Below are 23,519 nucleotides of genomic sequence, written 5' to 3'. Positions count from 1 at the left end.
AAATCAAGATGATAAATAAGGTGTGGGACGAGGGTAGACCTGATGAGAGGAGTAAACTGCGAGGGGAGTCACAAAGAATTCTGATTTAAGCAGGAGTGAAATATATGAATGTTTTGCGCAAAGAAAACGCCCACTGTGGTTTGCACGGTGGGCAGTTTTGCTCAGATGAAATAGCCGGAAACTCAGGTCACCGGTGCCGGGTTAAACACCGCCAGCGCATTGTGGATACCCCAGGTGTCTGACCAGGTTTTCTTGCGGCCGCTGGCGATATCAAGAATAAAGTGGAACAGCTCCCACCCTACATCTTCGATAGTTGCATCCCCTGTCGCAATGGTCCCGGCGTTGATGTCCATCAGGTCGTGCCAGCGGTTGGCAAGTGTGGTACGCGTCGCCATTTTAATTACCGGGACTGCCAGTAGCCCGTATGGCGTACCGCGACCGGTGGTAAATACCTGCACGGTAATGCCGGAAGCCAGCTGTTGTGTGCCGCAGACAAAATCACTGGCTGGCGTTGCGGCGTAAATCAGCCCTTTTTTGGTCGGACGCTGACCCGGCGACAACACTTCTGAAATCGCGCTGGTGCCGGATTTTGCGATAGAACCCAAGGCTTTCTCGACCACGTTGGCCAGCCCGCCTTTCTTGTTGCCCGGAGACGGGTTGGCGCTTCGGTCAGTCTGGCCCATAGACAGATAATCATCGTACCAGGCCATTTCTTCCAGCAGACGTTTGCCTACTTCAACATCGGCGGCACGCGGCGTCAGTAAGTGGATGGCGTCGCGAACCTCAGTCACTTCTGAGAACATCACGGTCGCGCCACAACGTACCAGCAGATCCGATGCGTAACCGACGGCAGGGTTAGCGGTCACACCGGAAAACGCATCGCTGCCGCCACACTGGGTACCGACAACCAGATCAGACGCCGGGCAGGTTTCGCGCTGACGACGGTTCAGCCGTTCCAGATGGAATTGTGCGACGGTCAGGATATCATCCACCATCGACTGGAAGCCGACATGCTGTTCATCCTGCAAACGTACAATGTGAGTATCGTCGAGCGAAATAGCCTGCACGTCCGGCGTGCCTTCCAGTAAGCGTTCCGGCTGCAACTTCTCGCAACCTAAACCGACAACCATGACTTCGCCGCCAAAATTCGGATTCAGTGCCAGATTGTGGATCGTGCGGATGGGCACCACCGCTGCCGGAGCGTTAATCGCCACGCCGCAGCCGTATAAATGGTTCAGCGCGACAACGCCATCGACGTTAGGGAATTTCGGCAGTAAATCACGCTCAATGATTTTGACTACATAATCCACCACGCCCGCCACGCAGTGTACGCTGGTGGTAATCCCAAGAAGATTTTTGGTGCCTACGCTGCCGTCCGCATTGCGGTAGCCTTCGAAGGTATAGCCTTCCAGCGGCGGCAAGGCTGGCGGAACGCGCGTGGCCAGCGGCAGGCTGTTCAGCTCCGGTGCGACGGGCAATTCCACCAGGGATTCATCAATCCAGCCACCCTGTGCAATATTGCGCACGGCATAACCGATGACTTCACCATAACGAATAATATCGCCACCTTTGGCAATGGGATCTAAAGCGACTTTATGGCCTTGCGGAATATGCTCAATTAATTCCAGACCATTAGAAAATCGGGTGCCGGCTTTTAAACCGTTATCGTTGACAATAATGGCAACGTTGTCGCTTTCATGAACCTTAATGAAAAGCGCTTCGGTTGCATGTTCTTTATCTTTATTACGTGACATAACTGTCTCCGCGTTTATTAAACATCCCGGAACAAAAGGTTCCGGTTAATTCTCTGAAGTTGACGCTTAACGACGTTTCTCAAAAACATGCTCTGGCAATACAAGATATGACGCTCATTATAAGACAGTCTTCCTCCAACCTCATTGTGCAACTGACCAGCTTTTTACCGGTATAACATCATTCTGTGGGGCAGGTGACAGAATAAATGTGATGAGTATCACCCTTTACATTGCGCGGTCATCAGTGCGGGATAATCTGTGATTTTCCTCCCACGCCGATGTGAGGATGCAAAAGAATAGTCACAATTATCTGCTATATTCTTGGGCGAATGCACAGTGTTATTTCGGGGGGGCTTTTTTATACTGTATTAGCCCTCTGAAGGTGACGTTTAAAGTAATACAGGTAAATTTCGTACAAAGATTAATAAAGGGTGAGTTCTCCATTTCGTATAAGGTATTTCTTATAAAGAAAGTATACGATGAATAACGCAGATGAATGACGGGTGTTATTTAAACAACGGTGAATTTCCTGAAAGATTTTTTTCAATATTACAATGAAGGTCACCATGAACATTCAATCTCAGTCACGGACAATCGCGCAAAGTAAGGTACGGACACATATTCGTTACTATATTCTGCTGATTATCTTTTTAATCACGGCGGTGAACTATGCCGACCGTGCAACGCTTTCCATTGCAGGAACCGAAGTCGCGCGCGAGCTGGGCCTTGATGCTGCGGATATGGGACAAATCTTTGCCGCTTTCGGCTGGGCGTATCTGATTATGCAGCTACCGGGCGGATGGCTGCTGGACAAGTTCGGTTCGAAGAAAGTCTATACCTACAGCCTGTTTTTCTGGTCGCTGTTCACTTTATTACAGGGCTTCGTTGGCTGGTTCCCGCTGGCGTACGGCGCGCTGACGCTGTTTATCCTGCGCTTCATGCTCGGCTTCTCCGAAGCGCCTTCTTTCCCGGCGAACGCCCGCATTGTGGCGGCCTGGTTCCCGACCACGGAACGCGGCACCGCCTCGGCGATTTTTAACTCTGCACAATATTTCTCACTGGCGTTGTTCTCGCCATTGCTCGGCTGGCTGACTTACGCCTGGGGCTGGGAACATGTCTTCATCGTTATGGGTGTCATTGGTTTTGTACTGACGCTGGTGTGGATCAAATTTATTCATAATCCGCCTGAGCATCCGAATATTTCCAAAAGTGAGCTGGAGTTTCTGAAAGATGGCGGCGCGGTAGTAGATATCGATCATAAGAAAACTGACACCGCAAAAAGTGGCCCGAAATGGAGCTACGTACGCCAGATGTTGAGCAGCCGCATGATGCTTGGGATCTTCTTCGGTCAGTATTTTATTAACAGCATTACCTGGTTCTTCCTGACCTGGTTCCCGATCTATCTGGTGCAGGAAAAGGGTATGTCTATTCTTAAAGTCGGGATGATTGCAGCAATCCCGGCGCTGTGCGGTTTTGCGGGCGGCGTGCTGGGCGGTGTGTTTTCAGATTTCCTGATCAGACGCGGTTTCTCGCTGACGGTGGCGCGAAAAATTCCTATCGTGCTGGGCATGTTGTTAGCCACCAGCATCATTTTGTGTAACTACACCGACAACAACGTACTGGTCGTCACCCTGATGGCGCTGGCGTTCTTCGGCAAAGGCTTTGGTGCGCTGGGCTGGCCGGTAATTGCCGATACCGCGCCTAAAGAAGTCATCGGTCTGTGCGGCGGCATCTTCAACGTATTCGGAAACGTGGCCTCCATCGTCACGCCGCTGGTTATCGGCTACATGGTGAAAGGTCTGCACTCTTTCAATATGGCATTAATTTTTGTGGGCTGTTCAGCACTGATGGCGATGCTTTGCTACCTGCTGGTGGTCGGCGATATCAAACGTCTCGAACTTAAGAAACAGTAAATTTTTGATGCGGGCATTCCGGACTTCCGGCTCTGCCCCTTTGATGAGGTCAGATACCAGATATGAGTAATCAAATGATTCCAAACCGGTTCCGCCAGGACTTGCTGCAGGGGAAAACGCTGATCGGTTGCTGGTCAGCCCTGTGCAGCCCGATTACTACCGAAGTGCTCGGCGTGGCGGGTTTTGACTGGTTGCTGCTCGATGGCGAACATGCGCCAAACGATGTGACCACTTTTGTACCGCAGCTGATGGCGCTGAAAGGCAGTCGCAGCGCGCCGGTGGTACGTCCGCAATTTAATGATCCGGTGGTGATTAAGCGTCTGCTGGATATCGGTTTCTATAACTTCCTGATCCCGTTTGTGGAAACACAGGAACAGGCCGAGCTGGCCGTGGCATCGACGCGTTATCCGCCTGCGGGCATCCGTGGCGTGTCTGTTTCGCATCGCAGCAACATGTTCGGTACCGTGCCGGATTACTTCACCAGCATCAACGACAACATCGCAGTGATGGTGCAAATCGAAAGCCAGCAGGGCGTTGATAACCTTGACGCTATTGCCGCAACAGACGGCATCGACGGTATTTTCGTCGGGCCGAGCGATCTGGCCGCAGGCATGGGACATCTTGGCAACGCCGGACACCCTGACGTTCAGGCTGCCATTCGCCACATCTTTGCGCGTGCTAAAGCGCACGGGAAACCTGGCGGCATTCTGGCACCGGTTGAAGCGGACGCCCGTCGCTATCTGGAATGGGGCGCGACCTTCGTGGCCGTCGGCAGTGATTTAGGCGTTTTCCGTGCAGGTACGCAGGCGCTGTGCGATCGCTTCACCAAGTGATCAGCTCTCATAACATCAAAAAACAGAGGATACCGGAATGAAAATTGGCTTTATTGGTTTAGGCATCATGGGCAAGCCTATGAGCAAAAACTTGCTGAAAGCAGGTTATGAGCTGGTTGTGATGGATCGCAATCTCGATACCGTCGGTGAAATCGTCAAACTGGGCGCAACGGCGGCAGATACGCCAAAAGCTGTGGCTGCGGTCTCTGACGTCATTATCACCATGCTGCCAAACTCGCCGCAGGTGAAAGAAGTGGCGCTGGGCGAAAATGGTCTGATTGAAGGCGCGCGTCCGGGCACTATTCTAATCGACATGAGTTCTATCGCACCGCTGGCCAGCCGCGAAATCAGTCAGGCGCTGGCCGCTAAGCAAATCGCTATGCTCGATGCGCCGGTCTCCGGCGGAGAGCCAAAAGCTATCGACGGCACGATGTCCGTAATGGTGGGCGGCGACAAAGCGGTGTTCGATAAATGCTTTGAGATCATGAAAGCGATGGCGGGTTCTGTGGTACATACCGGTGACATCGGCGCAGGCAACGTGACCAAACTGGCGAATCAGGTGATTGTGGCGCTGAATATTGCCGCCATGTCTGAAGCACTGGTACTGGCGACCAAAGCGGGCGTGGATCCTGAATTAGTTTTCCAGGCGATTCGTGGCGGATTGGCTGGCAGCACCGTGCTGGAAGCAAAAGCGCCAATGGTGATGGATCGCAACTTCAAACCGGGTTTCCGTATTGATTTGCACATCAAAGATTTAGCCAACGCACTGGACACCTCACACGGCGTCGGTGCTCAACTGCCTCTGACCTCGCTGGTCATGGAAATGATGCAGGCACTGAAAGCGGATGGTCACGGGCAATCTGACCATAGCGCCATTGCACGCTATTATGAAACCTTAGCGAAGGTTGAAGTTACCCGTTAGTCTGCGGCGGCAGCGCGACCCTGAGTTGAGACTCGCTTCGCGTTGCCCTTCAGGCAGGATGCAAAACTGACAGGACGCTTTTCCACATCGGCGCGTGCAGTTTATGAAGGTAATGACTTTATGAAAATAGTGATCGCACCGGATTCATACAAAGAAAGTTTGTCTGCTTTGGATGTGGCAAAAGCCATCGAAAGTGGTTTCCGTGAGATTTTCCCCGAGGCGGAGTACGTGAAACTGCCGGTTGCCGACGGCGGCGAAGGCACGGTTGAGGCGATGGTGGCCGCCACCGGAGGCCGCGTCGTTAAAGTGAATGTCACCGGGCCACTGGGGAAACCGATCGAAGCGTTTTTCGGATTGTCAGGTGATGAGAAAATCGCTTTTATCGAAATGGCGGCGGCCAGCGGGCTGGAAAGCGTTCCGCCTGCGCAACGTAATCCGCTGAAAACCACGTCTTACGGCACGGGTGAACTTATCCATTCAGCGCTCGATCATGGCGTGAAACATTGCATCATCGGCATTGGCGGCAGCGCGACCAATGACGGCGGCGCAGGCATGATGCAGGCACTCGGCGCAAAACTGCTGACCAAAGAGGGCAGGCAGATTGGTCAGGGCGGCGGCGAGCTGGAAAAGCTGCATCATATTGATATCAGCGGTCTGGACGAAAGGATAAAAAAATGTCGGTTTGAAGTCGCATGTGATGTGACCAATCCGCTGACCGGTAAGGACGGCGCATCTGCCATCTTTGGTCCGCAAAAAGGCGCGACACCGGAGATGATCGAACAGCTCGATGGTTATCTGCATCATTATGCACAAGTGATCAAAAAGGATCTGGGCATTGATGTTGAGCATGTTCCCGGCGCAGGTGCGGCGGGCGGCATGGGCGCGGCACTTTACGGATTCTGTCATGCGGAATTACGTCAGGGGATTGAGATTGTGACCGACGCGCTCGGGTTGGATGAACTGGTGAAAGACGCGACGCTTGTGATCACCGGCGAAGGGCGTATCGACAGCCAGAGCGTGAACGGCAAAGTGCCGATTGGTGTGGCGCGGGTGGCGAAGCGCTATAACAAACCGGTGATTGGTATCGCCGGTAGTCTGACAAAAGATGTGGATGTGGTTTATGACCACGGGCTGGACGCCGTTTTCAGTGTGCTTTACAGCATTTGTACGCTGGATGACGCCCTGAAAAATGCCGCCGACAACCTGCGTAAATCCGCGCGCAATATTGCCGCGACTATTAAGTTATCGCAAAAACTCTGACCGGCAGCAGTCAGTTAAAAAAACCGGCGTTCAGGCCATCCCTGCGCCGGTTTTTGTATTTTATTTCCGCGGTTTTTACGATAGGTTTTAGAAACATCCGCCAGAGAGAAAACACGTATGTCAGAGATTGATTTTTCACAGCAGCCGGTAAATACCCTGACAAAGGGATTGGGGCCGCTGAGCGCCGGCGCGCGCAAGGGCGATATCCGCGGGCAGGGCTGGAATATTCTGCGTGAAGACGTCAGCCTGCCGGTCGCGGTGCTGCTCGAAGAGAGAGTCGAACACAATCTTTCCTGGATGCGCGAATTTATCCAGCGCTATCAGCTGAAACTGGCACCTCACGGCAAAACCACCATGAGCCCTGAGCTGTATCAGATGCAGCTCAAATTTGGCGCATGGGGCATTACGCTGGCGACGGCGCCGCAGGTCAACGCGGCGTTCGCGCATGGCGTGCGCAAAGTGATTATGGCCAATCAGCTGGTCGGCAAAGGCAATATGGCGATGATCGCCGGGCTGATGCGTGAAGACCCGGCTTTCGATTTCACCTGCATTGTGGATTCGGCCAATAACGCCGACGCGCTCGGCCATTACTTTGCCAGCCAGCAGCTGAAACTGCGCGTGATGTTTGAATACGGTATTGCGGGCGGCAGAACCGGCATCCGCACAGATGAACAGGAAGCCGATGTGCTGGCGGCAGTAAAACGCTGGCCGCAGTCGCTGGCGCTGGTAGGCGTTGAGCTTTACGAAGGTGTCAGCAATGACGAGGCGGTGATCCGCGGTTTTCTGCGCCATGTGATGACCCGTACGCAAGTGCTGGCCCAGGCCGGAGAATTCGCCGAGCCACAGGTGATTTTAACCGGAGCCGGTTCCGCCTGGTTCGATGTGGTGGCAGAAGAACTGACGCGGGAAGAAACACATCTGGATGCTGATAAACGCTATACGCTCGATATTATCCTGCGTTCAGGTTGTTATGTGACTCATGATGTCGGCGCGTATCAGGCGGCGCTTGTGCGGATGCAAACCAGTAATCCGGTAGCGCGCGAGATGAACAGCAGTTTACAGCCTGCGTTGCAGGTCTGGGCAGCGGTGCAGTCGTTGCCGGAGCCGGGCAGGGCGATTATCGCTTTCGGTAAGCGTGATGCCGGTTATGACGCCGGATACCCGAAAGCCGCCGGACATTTTCGTCCGCGCAGCGCAACACAGGCGGGTTACACCACGGTAGTCCCTGCGCCTGAAGAGTGGAAAGTCTTCTCGATGATGGATCAACACGCGTTTATGTCGATACCGGAAAACGCCGATCTGAAAGTGGGCGACATGCTGGTTTTTGATATCAGCCATCCGTGCCTGACTTTTGACAAATGGCGTCAGCTGCTGCTGGTGAACGAGCAGTGGGATGTGACCGGCGCGGTGACGACCTGGTTCTGATATCTGAATTTTGAACAAAAAATACGCCCGGACTGAGCCGGGCGTTTTGCTAATTGTCGCAGGATGTTATCTCGGTAAATAGGCTACTGCTGCGCGCTTCACATTGTCGATTTCATCGAGCAGTTCAAACCATTCCGGTTCCAGTGTTTCCACTTTCACGCCCTGACGCAGCTGTTGTTCGATGTAGAAACACAGCTGTTTCAGGCGCGGTACGCCGCTGTAACTGCAACTGCCGTGCAGCTTGTGGATAAGCGCCAGAATATCGTCGTCTGGTTCGCCGCGTGTTACTGCCTCAACGCGTTCGGCCACCTGCGGCAGGAACTCCACCAGCATTTGCAGCAAGTCCTGCGCCAGCGCCACTTTATTGGCCGACTGACTTAATGCCAGCTGCCAGTCGAGCGTGCTGATCGGCGCAAGTTCTTCCCTGGCCTGCAACGGTGAATCCAGCTGCGTCTGGTGAGTCTGATGCCGTGACAGCACGTTTTTCAGCATACTTTCATCAATCGGCTTCGACAGATAATCGTCCATACCCAGTTTCAGCAACTGCTCGCGCTCACCGCTGAGCGAGTGCGCCGTGACCGCCACCACCGGCGTTTTGGCGTGACGCGCCATCTGATGAATGATTTCGCTGGCGCGGATACCGTCGATATCCGGCATCTGAATATCCATCAGAATAATGTCGAGGTCAGTATGTCGCGCAACTTCAATCGCTTCTTCACCGCTGTGACACAGCACGGTGGTTTCTACCAGCTCTTCCAGCAACGCGCCTATCAGTTTGAGGTTAGCCGGATTGTCATCCACCGCCATTGCGGTCAGGGGCAGGCGTGACGTTTTGTTCTCATCACTGTTGATCACCCGTACCGATGCCTGCTGCTCTTTCAGTAACAGAGGCAGTAAACGGATGCTCGACATCGGTTTGATTAGACACGCCTCGACACCGCGGCGTTTCAGTTCTTCGGCATCCACCTGGAACTGGCTCGGCAGCGCCAGCAACAGATGCTGGGTCATGCTGAACACTCTTTGCAGTTTACTGTCGTAATCGGAAAGAGCCTGATCGGGTTTCACCGGAATGCTGCACAACATGATGTCGTAAGACGCGTCAGGAAGCGCCGCCAGCGTGGTGCGGTGAGTGATATCCAGCGGAGTGGCCTGCAGGATTTCCATCGTCGCTTTTGCGGCAGCGGGGTTGGCTTCGACATACGCCAGACGTTTACCTTCAAGATGACTCATTGAAACCGGTGTGATGTGGCGGTTTTCATTGAGCTCCAGCGTGACGTGGAACCAGAAGGTCGAACCGCGATTGATCTGGCTGTAGAAGCTGATATCGCCGCCCATTTCCTTCACCAGCCGCTGAGTGATCACCAGCCCTAAACCGGTACCACCGTGGCGGCGTGAAATGCTGGCATCTGCCTGACGGAAAGCCTGGAACAACTGCGACTGCTGACGTTCGGAAATCCCGATGCCGGTGTCGTGAATTTGGACTTCCAGTTCAGCCTGTAAATTGTTCTGTGAGCGCAGTTCCACGTTGATATCAATATTGCCGGTTTCCGTGAATTTAATCGCATTTCCCAGCAAGTTAGTGACGACTTGCTGCATGCGCATCGGATCGCCGAGCACGTTTTCCGGCACATTGTTGTGAACATTCAGCGTCAGCTCCAGCCCTTTATCGTGAGCGGTATGCGCCAACAAAATCACCACTTCATCAAGCATTTCACGCAGCGAGAACGGAATATGTTCCAGTACCAGTTTGCCGGCTTCCAGTTTTGAGAAATCCAGCACGTCATTAATGATGGTCAGCAGATGATTCGCCGAACGTTCAATAGTTTGCAGATAATCAGCCTGCGTCGGGGATAGCGGGGTTTTCAGCGTCTGACGGGTAAAGCCAATTACGCCGTTGAGCGGGGTACGCAGCTCATGAGACATATTGGCCAGGAATTCAGACTTGATACGCGCCGCTTCCTGCGCACGTTTTTTCGCCAGATCCAGCTCAACGTTCTGGATTTCCATTTGTTCCAGTGTTTCGCGCAAGTCTGACGTTGCCTGATCGATGTTCTGCTGCACTTCTTCGTGATACGCCGTCAGCGACATCGCCATCGAGTTGATACCGTTTTTCAGCATGCTCAGTTCGCCCGGCATAGTGCCTTCCACGCGGCTGTCGAGCTGCCCGCGGCGGATACGGTCAACGGTATTGACCATATTGCGGATTGGACCGGTGACGTCGCGCATCAGGCGGTAAGCAAACAGCGTGGCGATACCCAGACACAGCAGCAGCAACATGCTGGAAACGAACGCTTCCTGATACTGCGCCAGTTTGACCGAACGTAAATCCAGTTCAATGGCGATGTAACCTAACTTGTGATCAGGCGAAGCGCTGAAAGACGCGTCGTCGGTTTCCGTATGGTTTTCGGCCTGAATAGGCGTGCGTAAGATCAGCGCATCGCCGGAACGTTCCTTGGTGATGTCACTGGGAATATCTTCCACGCGTTTCACCTGCAACTGAGTGCTGTCATGCTGAGTTGTTGAGCTGGCAAAGAGTTTATTGTCGCCATCGAACACGCTGATGCTGCGCACAATATCTGAATGATTGCGGTGCAGGCGGCTGATCAGGCGCTTAACCGGTTCGCGTTCACGGAACGTCATACCATATTCGCTCGCGACCGCCAGAGGCTCGATAATACTGGCTCCGGCTTCTGTCAGCTGATTCTGCAATTCGTTGTAGCGATGCACTACAAAGAAAGTGCTGAGCAGCAAACCGATCATTAAAGTCGGTGCCAGAATCAGGATCATCATCCGTGCGCGAAGGCTATATTTGGTCATGGGGTTCCAATGTGGGAGAATTAGCTCCAGCTAAGCTTAATAAACCAGCGTGTAATCGACAATAATGGCTCAATTCTACTCTCCGAACCGCCGCGTGACGACCCGGCAAACGATAACTGTGACCGCTACCGACCTTGATGCTTTCGGGCAGGGCGTCGCGCGCCATAACGGCAAAGCCGTGTTTGTCAGTGGTTTACTACCTGGTGAACAGGCAGAAGTCACTTTAACAGAAGATAAAAGTAAGTACGCCAGGGGGCGCGTGAAACGTTTGCTTACCACCAGCGCTGATCGCGTGAAACCGGTGTGTCCGCACTATTCGGTCTGCGGTGGTTGTCAGCAACAGCATGTCAGCGAGACGCTGCAACAGAGCAGCAAATCCGCGTCATTGCTGCGCCTGATTTCGCAGGAAACCGGGGTTGTGGCCGAGCCTCAGCCGGTGATTGCCGGTCCGCAATGGGGCTACCGTCGTCGTGCGCGTCTGGGATTACAGACAGCTGGCGCGAAACCGGGACGAAAACCGGGGAACGGACCGCTGGTGATGGGATTTCGTCAGGAAGGATCCAATGACCTGGTGGGGATCACCCGTTGTCCGGTGCTTCGGCCGGAACTGGAACAGCTGCTGGTACCGGTGCAGGAATGTTTGTCCTCGCTGACGGCGGCGAAGCGCCTCGGGCATTTGGAACTGGTGCTGGCAGATAAGGGGCCGCTGATGGTGCTGCGTCATCTTGATCCGCTCAGAGAAGCGGATCGCGCGCGCCTGATGGCGTTTGCGGCGCAACATCACTTAACGATTTTTCTGGCGCCTGACAGCGACACGCTGGAACGTTTATGCGGCGAAACTCCTTATTATCAGATTGATGGTTTGAATCTAAAATTTGGTCCGCGCGATTTTATTCAGGTCAATGATGTCGTTAACCAGCAAATGGTGGCACAGGCCTTGCAATGGCTTGAACTGACGCCGGAAGACAGGGTGCTGGATTTGTTCTGCGGAATGGGGAATTTCACTCTGCCGCTGGCAAAAAGAGCTAAGCAGGTTGTCGGCGTCGAAGGTGTTGCTACACTGGTGGCGAATGGGCAAGATAATGCCCGGAATAATGGATTAGAAAATGCGTCTTTCTTCCACGAAAATCTGGAGGATGACGTCAGTAAACAACCCTGGGCGGCGCAAGGTTTCAATAAAATCTTGCTGGATCCGGCGCGGGGCGGCGCTGCTGGCGTGATGGCGCATATCGTTAAGCTTGCCCCGGCGCGTGTGGTGTATGTCTCTTGCAACCCCACAACATTGGCGCGGGACAGTAAAATTTTGTTGGAGGCGGGCTATCGTTTAGCTCAGGTGCGTATGCTGGATATGTTCCCGCACACCGGGCACCTTGAATCGATGGCTCTGTTTATCAACCCGTCTGACACAGGCGTTGTGTCAGAAACGTAGGGAGAGGGTATGGTTGCGGTAAGAAGTGCACATCTGAACACGGCTGGCGAGTTCGCGCTCGACGACTGGATTAACAGTTTAGGACTGTCCAGCCAGCAATCATGTGAGCGTTTAGCCGAAACCTGGCGCTACTGCGAGCAACAAACGCAGGGCCATCCTGACGCCTCGCTGCTGCTGTGGCGCGGCCTCGAGATGGTCGAAATCCTCTCGACCCTCAGCATGGATAACGACAGTATGCGCGCGGCGCTGCTGTTCCCGCTGGTTGATGACGGCATCATCGACGAAGACACTCTGACCCAACAGTTTGGCAAAGGCATCACCGATCTGGTGCACGGCGTGCGTGATATGGACGCCATCCGCCAGCTGAAAGCCACGCAAAATGACTCCATGGCCTCCGAGCAGGTGGACAACGTCCGCCGTATGCTGCTGGCGATGGTGGAAGATTTCCGCTGCGTGGTGCTCAAACTTGCCGAACGTATCGCACACCTGCGCGAAGTGAAAGATGCGCCGGAAGAAGAACGTGTTCTGGCAGCGAAAGAATGTACCAATATTTATGCGCCGCTGGCGAACCGTCTGGGTATCGGTCAGCTGAAATGGGAGCTGGAAGATTTCTGCTTCCGTTATCTGCATCCTGACGAATACAAACGCATTGCCAAACTGCTGCACGAGCGTCGCATCGATCGTGAGCAGTACATCGACGACTTTGTTTCGACGGTAAAAAATGCGATGGCGGAAGAGGGCATCAAAGTTGATGTCTATGGCCGCCCGAAACATATCTACAGCATCTGGCGCAAGATGCAGAAAAAATCCCTGTCCTTCGACGAGCTCTTCGACGTGCGCGCCGTGCGTATCGTGGTGGAGCGTTTGCAGGATTGCTACGCCGCGTTAGGGATTGTGCACACCCATTTCCGCCATCTGCCGGATGAGTTCGACGATTACGTCGCTAACCCGAAACCCAACGGTTATCAGTCGATTCACACCGTGGTATTAGGACCGCGCGGTAAAACGCTGGAAGTGCAAATCCGTACCCGACAGATGCATGAAGATGCCGAACTGGGCGTCGCGGCGCACTGGAAATACAAAGAAGGCACTGCCGTGGTCGGTGGCCGCAGCGGTGGTTACGAAGGGCGCATCGCCTGGTTGCGTAAACTGATCGCGTGGCAGGAAGAAATGGCCGATTCGGGCGAAATGCTCGACGAAGTGCGCAGCCAGGTCTTCGACGACCGCGTGTACGTGTTTACACCAAAAGGCGATGTTATCGATCTGCCGATGGGCTCAACGCCGCTCGACTTCGCTTACCACATCCACAGCGATGTGGGTCACCGTTGCATCGGGGCGAAAATCGGCGGGCGCATCGTGCCGTTTACCTATCAGTTGCAGATGGGCGATCAGATTGAAATTATCACCCAGAAGCACGCGAACCCAAGCCGCGACTGGCTGAACCCGAGTCTGGGCTACGTCACGACCAGCCGCGGGCGCTCAAAAATTCAAAACTGGTTCCGTAAACAGGATCGCGATAAAAACATTATTGCCGGTAAGCAAATCCTCGATGACGAGCTGGACAGGCTGGATATCAGCATCAAAGATGCCGAGAAACTGCTGCTGCCGCGCTATAACGTCAACTCGCTGGATGAAGTGCTGGCGGCGATTGGCAACGGTGATATCCGCATCAACCAGATGGTCAACTTCCTGCAATCGCAGCTGAAAAAGCCGAGCGCGGAAGAACTGGATAAAGAAGCGCTGCGCCAGCTGACGCAGAAAACCACGCCGCCACCAACCCGCAGTAAGGATAATGGCCGCGTGGTGGTGGAAGGCGTCGGTAATCTGATGCACCACATTGCGCGCTGCTGCCAGCCGATTCCGGGTGACGAAATCGTCGGTTACATCACTCAGGGCCGCGGGATTTCAATCCACCGCGCCGATTGTGATCAGCTGGAAGATTTACGCTCGAATGCGCCGGAACGTGTGGTGGACGCCGTGTGGGGCGAAAGCTACTCCAGCGGCTATTCGCTGGTGGTGCGTGTGGTTGCCAACGATCGCAGCGGTTTGCTGCGTGATATCACCACCATTCTGGCTAACGAAAAAGTCAACGTGCTCGGCGTTGCCAGCCGCAGCGATACGCGGCAACAGCTGGCGACCATCGATATGGATATCGAAATCTACAACCCGCAGGTTCTGGGGCGCGTGATTGCCAAACTGAACCAGCTGCCGGATGTGATTGAAGCCAAGCGACTTCACGGCAGCTGATCAAACTCTAAGAAGGCCCGCCAGTCGGGCCTTTTCTTTTTTTGTTTTTGATTCCTCTATTTAAAACGGACAGATCTCATGACCGACTCTTCTTTGCAACGCCTGCTCACCATTATGAAAACCCTCCGTGATCCGCAAGCGGGCTGCCCGTGGGATAAAGAGCAAACTTTCGAAACTATCGCCCCGTATACACTGGAAGAAACCTATGAAGTGCTGGATGCCATCGCCCGTAAAGACTACGACGATGTACGCGACGAACTGGGGGATTTGCTCTTTCAGGTAGTGTTCTACGCGCAAATGGGCAGTGAGCAGGGGCTGTTTGTGTTTGACGACATCTGCAATGCCATTTCCGACAAATTAGAGCGCCGCCATCCGCAAATCTTCGGCAACGAAGCGGCCTGGGCGAAAGAGGCCAGCAGCAAAGATGTGCTGGTGAAATGGGAAGCTCGCAAGGCGCAAGAACGGGCGGAGAAATCTCTGCATTCAGCGCTGGATGATATTCCTACTGCACTGCCAGCGCTGATGAAAGCGCACAAAATTCAGAAGCGCTGTTCGAATGTGGGTTTCGACTGGACGACGCTCGGGCCGGTGCTCGATAAAGTGTATGAAGAAATCGATGAAGTGATGTTTGAAGCGCGTCAGGCGGTAATCGACGAAGACAAGCTCGGCGAGGAAATCGGTGATCTGCTGTTTGCCACCGTCAATTTGTCCCGCCATTTAGGTCACAAAGCAGAAGATGCGTTGCAGGCCGCCAACCGGAAGTTTGAGCGTCGTTTCCGTCAGGTCGAAGAAATTATCCGCATAAAAGGCTTAAACATGGAAGATGCTACACTTGACCAGATGGAAGCCGCCTGGCAGCAGGTGAAAAAATCGGAAGGCTGAGTTCGCTCTCCGACTTTGATCGGAAACAAGGTCTGGCGCTGCTGAAACGGTTAAGCTCAGTGTCATTCAGGCGCTAAAAAGCTGAACTGAGAGCAGTAAAGTCCAACAAATTGAAATCTAAGATGTTTTAGTGGTTCATGTGAGCAACTCAGCACTTTTCTGAAGTTAACTGATTGTTTTTGAAAGAATGAGAGAAAAGGGCTGGCAGGGTTAACCCTTCTTAACTGACGGTAAGGAAAACGATGATGGGCAGCAAAACGTTTATTTGTGGCGCACACAAGGTTCCGGTATACTGTTTTCCCGTCTTGGTTACTCCATCATCTTTAAACCTAACCTCTCAGGTTCAGCATGACAACTAATTATATTTTTGTGACCGGCGGGGTCGTATCCTCTCTGGGTAAAGGCATTGCCGCAGCCTCTCTGGCGGCTATTCTCGAAGCCCGTGGCCTCAACGTGACCATCATGAAACTGGACCCGTATATCAATGTGGATCCGGGTACGATGAGCCCAACTCAACACGGCGAAGTCTTCGTTACTGAAGATGGCGCTGAGACCGATCTCGATCTGGGTCACTACGAGCGTTTCATCCGCACCAAGATGACTCGCCGCAACAACTTCACCACGGGTCGTATTTATTCCGACGTGCTGCGCAAAGAGCGCCGTGGCGATTATCTCGGCGCAACCATTCAAGTTATCCCGCACATCACCAACAACATTAAAGAACGCATCATTGAAGGCGGCGAAGGCCACGATGTCGTGCTGGTTGAAATTGGCGGTACTGTCGGTGATATCGAATCCCTGCCGTTCCTGGAAGCGATTCGTCAGATGGCGGTTGAAGTGGGCCGCGAGCACACGCTGTATATGCACCTGACGCTGGTGCCTTACATGGCAGCAGCTGGCGAAGTGAAGACCAAACCGACCCAGCACTCTGTAAAAGAACTGCTGTCTATCGGTATCCAGCCGGACGTGCTGATCTGCCGTTCAGACCGCGCAGTACCTGCCAACGAACGTGCGAAAATTGCCCTGTTCTGTAACGTGCCGGAAAAAGCGGTGATATCTCTTAAAGATGTTGATTCCATTTATAAAATCCCAGCCCTATTGAAATCTCAGGGCCTAGACGATTATATTTGTAAACGTTTCAGCATCAACGCCCCGGAAGCCAATCTGGCTGAGTGGGAGCAAGTAGTTTACGAAGAAGCCAATCCGGGCGGTGAAGTCACCATCGGTATGGTCGGTAAGTACATTGAGTTGCCAGATGCGTATAAATCTGTGATTGAAGCGCTCAAACACGGTGGCCTGAAAAACCGTCTGACCGTGAACATTAAACTTATCGATTCTCAGGATGTCGAAACACGTGGTGTCGAAGTGCTGAAAGGTCTGGACGCTATTCTTATCCCGGGTGGCTTCGGCTACCGTGGTGTAGAAGGGAAAGTGGCGACGGCGCGTTATGCACGTGAAAACAACATCCCTTACCTGGGCATTTGTCTGGGTATGCAGGTTGCACTGATTGAGTTTGCCCGTAACGTTGCGGGTATGGAGAACGCCAACTCCACCGAATTTGTGCCAGACTGTAAGTTCCCGGTGGTCGCACTCATCACCGAATGGCGCGATGAAGAAGGGAACGTTGAAGTACGTTCCGAAGACAGTGATTTAGGCGGTACCATGCGTGTGGGCGGGCAGCAGTGCCACCTGAACGACGGTAGCCTGGTTCGTGAGATGTACGGCGAACCGACAATAGTTGAACGCCATCGTCACCGTTACGAAGTGAACAATATGCTGCTCAAACAGATCGAAGCCGCAGGTTTGCGCGTAGCCGGTCGCTCTGGCGATAAGCAACTGGTGGAAATCATCGAGCTGCCTAACCATCCGTGGTTTGTGGCTTGCCAGTTCCATCCAGAATTTACGTCTACGCCGCGTGATGGTCATCCGTTGTTTGCAGGCTTTGTGAAGGCTGCCGGTGAGTATCAGAAGCGTCAGGTAAAATAAAATACCGGGGAAGCGACGTGTCTCAGACACGTCGTTTAACCGAAGCTTTAGTTAACTTGTACTGAGGAAATCCTAATGTCCAAAATCGTTAAAGTCATCGGTCGTGAAATCATCGACTCCCGTGGTAACCCGACCGTAGAAGCTGAAGTTCATCTGGAAGGTGGTTTTGTTGGTCTGGCTGCTGCGCCGTCTGGTGCTTCTACCGGTTCCCGCGAAGCGCTGGAACTGCGTGACGGTGACAAATCCCGTTTCCTGGGCAAAGGCGTACTGAAAGCCGTTGCTGCGGTTAACGGTCCTATCGCTCAGGCTGTAATCGGTAAAGACGCGAAAGACCAGGCTAACATCGACAAAATCATGATCGACCTGGACGGTACCGAAAACAAATCTAATTTCGGCGCTAACGCGATTCTGGCTGTTTCCCTGGCTGCTGCTAAAGCGGCTGCTGCTTCTAAAGGTCTGCCACTGTACGCTCACATCGCAGAACTGAACGGCACCCCAGGCAAATACTCTATGCCACTGCCTATGATGAATATCATCAACGGCGGCGAACACGCTGATAACAACGTTGATATTCAAGAGTTCATGATCCAGCCTGTTGGCGCAAAAACTCTGAAAGAAGCCATCCGTATGGGTTCTGAAGTGTTCCACACCCTGGCTAAAGTTCTGAAATCTAAAGGCATGGGCACTGCTGTTGGTGACGAAGGTGGCTACGCGCCAAACCTGGGTTCTAACGCAGAAGCTCTGGCTGTAATCGCTGAAGCGGTTAAAGCAGCAGGCTACGAACTGGGTAAAGATATCACTCTGGCGATGGACTGTGCGGCATCTGAATTCTACAAAGATGGCAAATACGTTCTGGCTGGCGAAGGCAACAAAGCTTTCACTTCTGAAGAGTTCACTCACTTCCTGGAAGACCTGACTAAACAGTACCCAATCGTTTCTATCGAAGACGGTCTGGACGAGTCTGACTGGGCTGGCTTTGCTTACCAGACTAAAGTGCTGGGCGACAAAATCCAGCTGGTGGGTGACGATCTGTTCGTAACCAACACCAAGATCCTGAAAGAAGGTATCGACAAAGGCATCGTTAACTCCATCCTGATCAAATTCAACCAGATCGGTTCACTGACCGAAACTCTGGCTGCGATCAAAATGGCGAAAGACGCTGGCTACACTGCCGTTATCTCTCACCGTTCAGGCGAAACTGAAGACGCTACTATCGCTGACCTGGCGGTTGGTACTGCTGCAGGCCAGATCAAAACCGGTTCTATGAGCCGTTCTGACCGTGTTGCTAAATACAACCAGCTGATCCGTATCGAAGAAGCGCTGGCTGCTGCGGGCACACCTGCTGCATTCAACGGTCTGAAAGAAGTTAAAGGTCAGTAATTACTGCCCCGTAACGCTTTCTTAAAAACCCGCTCCGGCGGGTTTTTTTATGCTTAAAATTTGGCGATACAGAAATCTGCCATACTCATTTAAAGCACAAGTTTGGTCTCACCGGCCATATCTGTGATAATGCGCGCTGATTTTTTTGAGAGATGACTGAGAAACCGATGCAGTACCCGATTAATGAGATGTTCGAAACCCTGCAAGGGGAAGGCTATTTTACCGGCGTGCCGGCGATTTTCGTTCGCCTGCAGGGCTGTCCTGTGGGTTGCAGCTGGTGTGATACCAAACACACCTGGGATAAAATTGCCGATCGGGAAGTCGATATGCAGCGCATTCTGGTCAAAACCGAAGAAAGTGATGCCTGGGGCAATGCCACATCAGAACAACTGCTCGACGTTATCGCACAGCAAGGTTACACCGCACGTCACGTGGTGATCACCGGCGGTGAGCCGTGTATTTACGATCTTACCGGTCTGACGTCATTGCTGGAAAAAAACGGTTTCAGCTGCCAGATTGAAACCAGCGGCACGCACGAAGTACGTTGCTCGGTGAATACCTGGGTGACTGTTTCCCCGAAAGTGAATATGCGTGGCGGTTACGACATTCTGCCGCAGGCACTGAAACGTGCTGATGAAGTGAAACATCCTGTTGCGCGCCAGCGTGATATTGACGCTCTGGATGCCCTGCTTGAAACGCTGACTGACAGTAAAGCGCGGATTATTGCCTTGCAGCCAATCAGTCAAAAAGAAGAAGCCACCAGACTGTGCATTGCGACCTGCATTGCAAGGAACTGGCGGCTATCGATGCAGACACATAAATATCTCAACATAGCGTAATACCCTGCATCCTTCGCGCTGTCTCTGCATTGGCTGCTTTCATTCACCCCAGTCACTGACTATTGTCAGCTCCGGGGGATTCATTCAATTGCAGCCTGGATAAAGCACGAATGATTTTGGGTATTTTGCGTTAACCTTTATAAACGCAGCCCGCTGTGCAGGTTTCTTTGACGCGCACGGCGCTGAGCAGTGGCAGCTTAGGTTTCATCTCGTTCCAGATCCAGGCGGCCAGAACTTCACTGGTCGGGTTTTCTAAGCCCGGAATGTCGTTCAGGTTATAGTGATCGAGACGATCCAGAGTCGGATTAAACGCAGCTTTCAGATCGGCAAAATCCATCACCCAGCCGGTGTACGGATCCACTTCACCGGTTATCTCTAAACGGACGGTGAAAGAGTGGCCATGCAACCGGCCGCATTTATGCCCGGCAGGCACATGCGGTAAATGGTGGGCGGCTTCGAACTGAAAATCTTTAAATAATGTGGTGGTCATGAGGCAGTCTCGTTGCTCGAAAAAACGCGGCATAGTACCGGAATACCGGCTTACGTGCCATGACTTAACTGCGCTTTTCTTCACCAAATCCTGACTTTTACTCTCTTTACTCCGCCCGCATTGCTGGCTTACAGTGAGCCGGTAGAAACTAACCTGTTGAGATAGTGAATGATTACTGTGCTTCGTTGCGCTGTTCTGGCGCTGTTGTTCTCTGCCAGCGTGCAGGCAGAAACCACGGCACCCACCCAGGAAGCCGCGCCCGCTGTGGTTAAACCGGCTCCCGTTGTGGCGAAAGCCGCTGTGACCAAAGTACCGGTTGCCAAAGTTCCTCTGGTTTTCCCGCAAGGATCCGGCGTGATGCATATAGCGCTTGCGGGGGGTAAAAAATCGCTGGAAGCTTTCACCTATCAGCCGGTTGGTGCAGATGAAACCACGCCGGTCGTTATCGTGATGACGGGCGTTGACCGTAACGCCGCTACTTACCGTAATGACTGGATGACGGTTGCCGATCAATATCATCTGCGCGTGGTTGTGCCGCATTTCAGTGAGCAGGACTTTCCGGGTGCCGCAGGCTATAACCTGGGTAATCTCACCGACAGCAAAACGCATCACCGTTTGCCCAAATCGCAGTGGGCGTTCAGCATTGTCGATAACCTGTTTACGACGCTGCAAAAGCAGGGTATTACCAGTCAGAAGCAATATTATCTGTTTGGAAACAGCGCGGGCTGCCAGTTTGTTCACCGCATGCTGACATTGTTGCCCGAGCCGAATGTGAAAGCAGCAGTCTGCGCGGCCGCGGGATGGTGGACATTGCCGGATACCGATCAGCGCTGGCCTTACGGTTTGCGTGAAGCGCCGGTTACGGTCAGCCAGCAGCAGCTGAATGATTACTTTGCAAAACCGGTGCTGATTGCCGTGGGCGCAGAAGACGACGATCCTGAAAACCGCCTCCTGCGTAAATCCAAGCAGGCGATGGCGCAGGGGACTAACCGTCTGGAACGCGCGGAAAGTTATTTCACCACGTCTCAGCAGCGCGCCGAGCAAAATAATACGCCGTTTAACTGGCATTTCATGGACTTATCAGATGTCGGGCACAGCGGCAGTAAAATGTCGGTGTTTGCCGCCGGACAGTTTGCCTGGTTTGAGCAACACAACGCTTTCCATCTCTGAAAACGTCTGCGCATAAGCCTGCCTGAAAAAAATTCATCACCTCGCTCCGGCGGGGTTTTTCTTTATTCCTCCGCAACTTGGCGATGAATAAACAAACTGCCGGAATTTTTTTTAGCTATTTCAGTACGATAAAAATCACTGCTTACCACTTTTTTAGATAGAACTTACCTCTAAATCCTCTTAGTCATTTTGGTTATTTATTATTTCCATCACTTCTTTAATTGTTATTATCCGGCTCGTTAACCTACATCTTCTAAAAGGTCTTTCCCGCGCGTACTCACATTGTTTAAGCCGCCGGAGGCCGGATTGATGACTTGCTTCTGCATAAGGGAATTCGTACCGCGATGACGACTCAGGCACCTCCAACTTCTCTGCTCCCGCTGACCCCCGAGCAAATGGCCCGCCTTCAATCGGCGATTGGTGATTACTCGCCGACTCAGATGGCCTGGTTATCCGGCTATTTCTGGGGAATGGTCAATCAGCAACCGGGCGCAGTAACCGCTCAGGCTCCGTTACAGGCAGCCGCGTCGGTCACCCTGATTTCTGCTTCGCAAACCGGTAACGCCCGTCGTGTCGCGGAACAGTTACGCGATGATCTGACGGCTGCAAAAATTAACGTCAATCTGGTGAATGCCGGTGACTATAAATTCAAACAAATTGGTCAGGAAAAGCTGCTGCTGATCGTGGCCTCCACCCAGGGCGAAGGCGAACAGGCGGAAGAAGCCGTCGCGTTGCATAAATTCCTGCAATCCAAAAAAGCCCCGCAAATGAAAGACACCGCTTTTGCGGTGTTTGCACTGGGCGACACATCCTATGAATTTTTCTGTCAGGCGGGTAAAGACTTTGATACTCGTCTTGGCGAGCTCGGCGCAGAACGTTTGTTAGACCGCGTTGATGCTGATGTGGAATATAAAGAAACCGCCGAAAACTGGCGTAAGCGCATTGTAGATGTGCTGAAACAGCGCGTCCCGGCCGATACCGGTGCGCAGGCCGCGCCGACGCTGGCGGGCAGCGTGAATCAGATCGACAGCAGCCCTTACACCAAAGAAGCGCCGCTGACGGCGACACTGGCTGTTAACCAGAAAATTACCGGCCGCGATTCTGACAAAGACGTTCGTCATCTGGAAATCGAACTCGGTGATTCCGGCCTGCGTTACCAGCCGGGTGATGCGCTGGGGATCTGGTTTGAAAACGATCCGCAACTGGTGCAGGAAATCGTGGAACTGCTGTGGCTGAAAGGTGATGAAATCGTTGAAGTGAACGATAAAAAACTGCCGCTTTCCGAAGCCCTGCAACATCACATCGAACTGACGCAGAACACTACGCCGATTATCGAAAAATACGCTGCGCTTTGCCGCGACGAACACCTGACCGGTCTGCTGGCGGATAAACCTGCGCTTCAGCAATATGCGCAGACCGTGCCGTTTGCCGACATGGTACGCCGCGCGCCGACTGAACTGGATGCCCAGCAGCTGGTGGATTTACTGCGTCCGCTGACGCCGCGCCTGTATTCGATTGCCTCTTCGCAGGCGGAAACCGAATCTGAAGTGCATATTACGGTGGGCGTGGTGCGTTACGACATTGATGGTCGTCCGCGTTCCGGCGGTGCTTCCGGCTATCTGGCCGATCGTCTGGAAGAAGACGGCGAAGTGAAAGTCTTCATCGAACATAACGACAATTTCCGTCTGCCAGGCAATCCGGAAGCGCCGGTCATTATGATCGGGCCGGGGACCGGCATTGCGCCATTCCGCGCCTTCCTTCAGCAGCGAGATAATGACGGTGCTGCCGGCAAAAACTGGCTGTTCTTCGGTAATCCGCACTTTACCGATGACTTCCTGTATCAGGTTGAATGGCAGCGTTATGTGAAAGACGGCCTGCTGACGAATATCTCTCTGGCATGGTCACGCGACCAGGCAGAAAAGGTGTACGTACAGGACAAACTGCGCGAGCAGGGCGCTGAAGTCTGGCAGTGGTTGCAGGAAGGCGCGCACGTCTATGTCTGCGGCGATGCTAACCGCATGGCGAAAGACGTCGAGCAGGCGTTACTGGAAATCATCGCCGAATACGGAGTGATGGATCTGGAAACTGCCGACGAATATCTCAGTGAATTACGTCTTGATCGCCGTTATCAGCGCGACGTCTACTAACGAATCAGAGCAATGAGCGAAAACC

At 53.1% G+C, this 23,519-nt stretch carries 15 protein-coding genes and 1 pseudogene; 13 read left to right on the top strand and 3 right to left on the bottom strand.

Annotation, left to right across the window (positions count from 1 at the left end):
- Window positions 1-182: 182 nt before the first annotated feature.
- On the bottom strand, window positions 183-1,754 hold the full coding sequence (gene garD, locus D5398_RS19535) for a galactarate dehydratase (protein ID WP_120509106.1): 1,572 nt from the start codon (window positions 1,752-1,754) through the stop codon (window positions 183-185).
- 566 nt (window positions 1,755-2,320) lie between these two features.
- On the opposite strand from garD, the gene D5398_RS19530 reads away from it, so the two are divergent.
- The 5 genes and pseudogenes from D5398_RS19530 to D5398_RS19510 all read left to right on the top strand — a co-directional run bounded on the left by D5398_RS19530 (window position 2,321) and on the right by D5398_RS19510 (window position 8,107).
- Complete coding sequence (locus tag D5398_RS19530) at window positions 2,321-3,667, top strand: MFS transporter (protein WP_120509105.1); 1,347 nt, start codon at window positions 2,321-2,323, stop codon at window positions 3,665-3,667.
- 62 nt (window positions 3,668-3,729) lie between these two features.
- On the top strand, window positions 3,730-4,500 hold the full coding sequence (gene garL, locus D5398_RS19525) for a 2-dehydro-3-deoxyglucarate aldolase (protein WP_120509104.1): 771 nt from the start codon (window positions 3,730-3,732) through the stop codon (window positions 4,498-4,500).
- Between the two features lie 34 nt (window positions 4,501-4,534).
- Window positions 4,535-5,422, top strand: a pseudogene (gene garR, locus D5398_RS19520) (2-hydroxy-3-oxopropionate reductase); the annotation flags it as partial.
- A gap of 120 nt (window positions 5,423-5,542) precedes the next feature.
- Window positions 5,543-6,682 carry a glycerate kinase gene (locus D5398_RS19515; protein WP_120509102.1) on the top strand — a complete coding sequence of 380 codons (1,140 nt, stop codon included), beginning with the start codon at window positions 5,543-5,545 and terminating at the stop codon, window positions 6,680-6,682.
- 117 nt (window positions 6,683-6,799) lie between these two features.
- Window positions 6,800-8,107: an amino acid deaminase gene (locus tag D5398_RS19510; protein WP_120509101.1), complete on the top strand. Its 1,308-nt coding sequence runs from the start codon at window positions 6,800-6,802 to the stop codon at window positions 8,105-8,107.
- Between the two features lie 66 nt (window positions 8,108-8,173).
- On the opposite strand, the gene barA is transcribed toward D5398_RS19510, so the two are convergent.
- Complete coding sequence (barA, locus tag D5398_RS19505) at window positions 8,174-10,924, bottom strand: two-component sensor histidine kinase BarA (protein ID WP_120509100.1); 2,751 nt, start codon at window positions 10,922-10,924, stop codon at window positions 8,174-8,176.
- 64 nt (window positions 10,925-10,988) lie between these two features.
- Here barA and rlmD point away from each other — a divergent pair, with 64 nt between their 5' ends.
- The 6 genes from rlmD to queE all read left to right on the top strand — a co-directional run bounded on the left by rlmD (window position 10,989) and on the right by queE (window position 19,687).
- Window positions 10,989-12,353 (top strand): 23S rRNA (uracil(1939)-C(5))-methyltransferase RlmD, encoded by a 1,365-nt coding sequence (gene rlmD / locus D5398_RS19500; protein WP_120509099.1) that lies wholly within the window; start codon window positions 10,989-10,991, stop codon window positions 12,351-12,353.
- Window positions 12,354-12,362: 9 nt separating this feature from the next.
- Window positions 12,363-14,600: a GTP diphosphokinase gene (relA, locus tag D5398_RS19495; protein WP_120509098.1), complete on the top strand. Its 2,238-nt coding sequence runs from the start codon at window positions 12,363-12,365 to the stop codon at window positions 14,598-14,600.
- Window positions 14,601-14,678: 78 nt separating this feature from the next.
- Complete coding sequence (gene mazG / locus D5398_RS19490; protein WP_120509097.1) at window positions 14,679-15,482, top strand: nucleoside triphosphate pyrophosphohydrolase; 804 nt, start codon at window positions 14,679-14,681, stop codon at window positions 15,480-15,482.
- A 348-nt stretch (window positions 15,483-15,830) separates the two neighbouring features.
- Window positions 15,831-17,468 carry a glutamine hydrolyzing CTP synthase gene (gene pyrG / locus D5398_RS19485; RefSeq protein WP_120134238.1) on the top strand — a complete coding sequence of 546 codons (1,638 nt, stop codon included), beginning with the start codon at window positions 15,831-15,833 and terminating at the stop codon, window positions 17,466-17,468.
- Between the two features lie 75 nt (window positions 17,469-17,543).
- Window positions 17,544-18,848 carry a phosphopyruvate hydratase gene (eno, locus tag D5398_RS19480; protein WP_120509096.1) on the top strand — a complete coding sequence of 435 codons (1,305 nt, stop codon included), beginning with the start codon at window positions 17,544-17,546 and terminating at the stop codon, window positions 18,846-18,848.
- Between the two features lie 167 nt (window positions 18,849-19,015).
- Entirely contained in the window at window positions 19,016-19,687 is a 672-nt protein-coding gene (gene queE, locus D5398_RS19475) for a 7-carboxy-7-deazaguanine synthase QueE (RefSeq protein WP_120509095.1), read from the top strand.
- Between the two features lie 130 nt (window positions 19,688-19,817).
- Here queE and queD read toward each other — a convergent pair whose 3' ends face one another.
- Window positions 19,818-20,177 carry a 6-carboxytetrahydropterin synthase QueD gene (gene queD, locus D5398_RS19470; RefSeq protein ID WP_120509094.1) on the bottom strand — a complete coding sequence of 120 codons (360 nt, stop codon included), beginning with the start codon at window positions 20,175-20,177 and terminating at the stop codon, window positions 19,818-19,820.
- Between the two features lie 168 nt (window positions 20,178-20,345).
- On the opposite strand from queD, the gene D5398_RS19465 reads away from it, so the two are divergent.
- Together D5398_RS19465 and cysJ are read left to right on the top strand one after the other, a co-directional pair.
- A complete protein-coding gene (locus D5398_RS19465) occupies window positions 20,346-21,347 on the top strand; it encodes a hypothetical protein (protein ID WP_120509093.1) in 1,002 nt (333 codons plus the stop codon).
- A 344-nt stretch (window positions 21,348-21,691) separates the two neighbouring features.
- Entirely contained in the window at window positions 21,692-23,494 is a 1,803-nt protein-coding gene (gene cysJ, locus D5398_RS19460; RefSeq protein ID WP_120509092.1) for an NADPH-dependent assimilatory sulfite reductase flavoprotein subunit, read from the top strand.
- Window positions 23,495-23,519 lie beyond the last annotated feature (25 nt).

This window comes from Rahnella bruchi (genome assembly GCF_003614975.1).
In the GTDB taxonomy this organism is placed as follows: domain Bacteria; phylum Pseudomonadota; class Gammaproteobacteria; order Enterobacterales; family Enterobacteriaceae; genus Rahnella; species Rahnella bruchi.
Note: the sequence above shows the minus strand (reverse complement) of the source record. Positions and strands in the feature narration are given on the sequence as shown.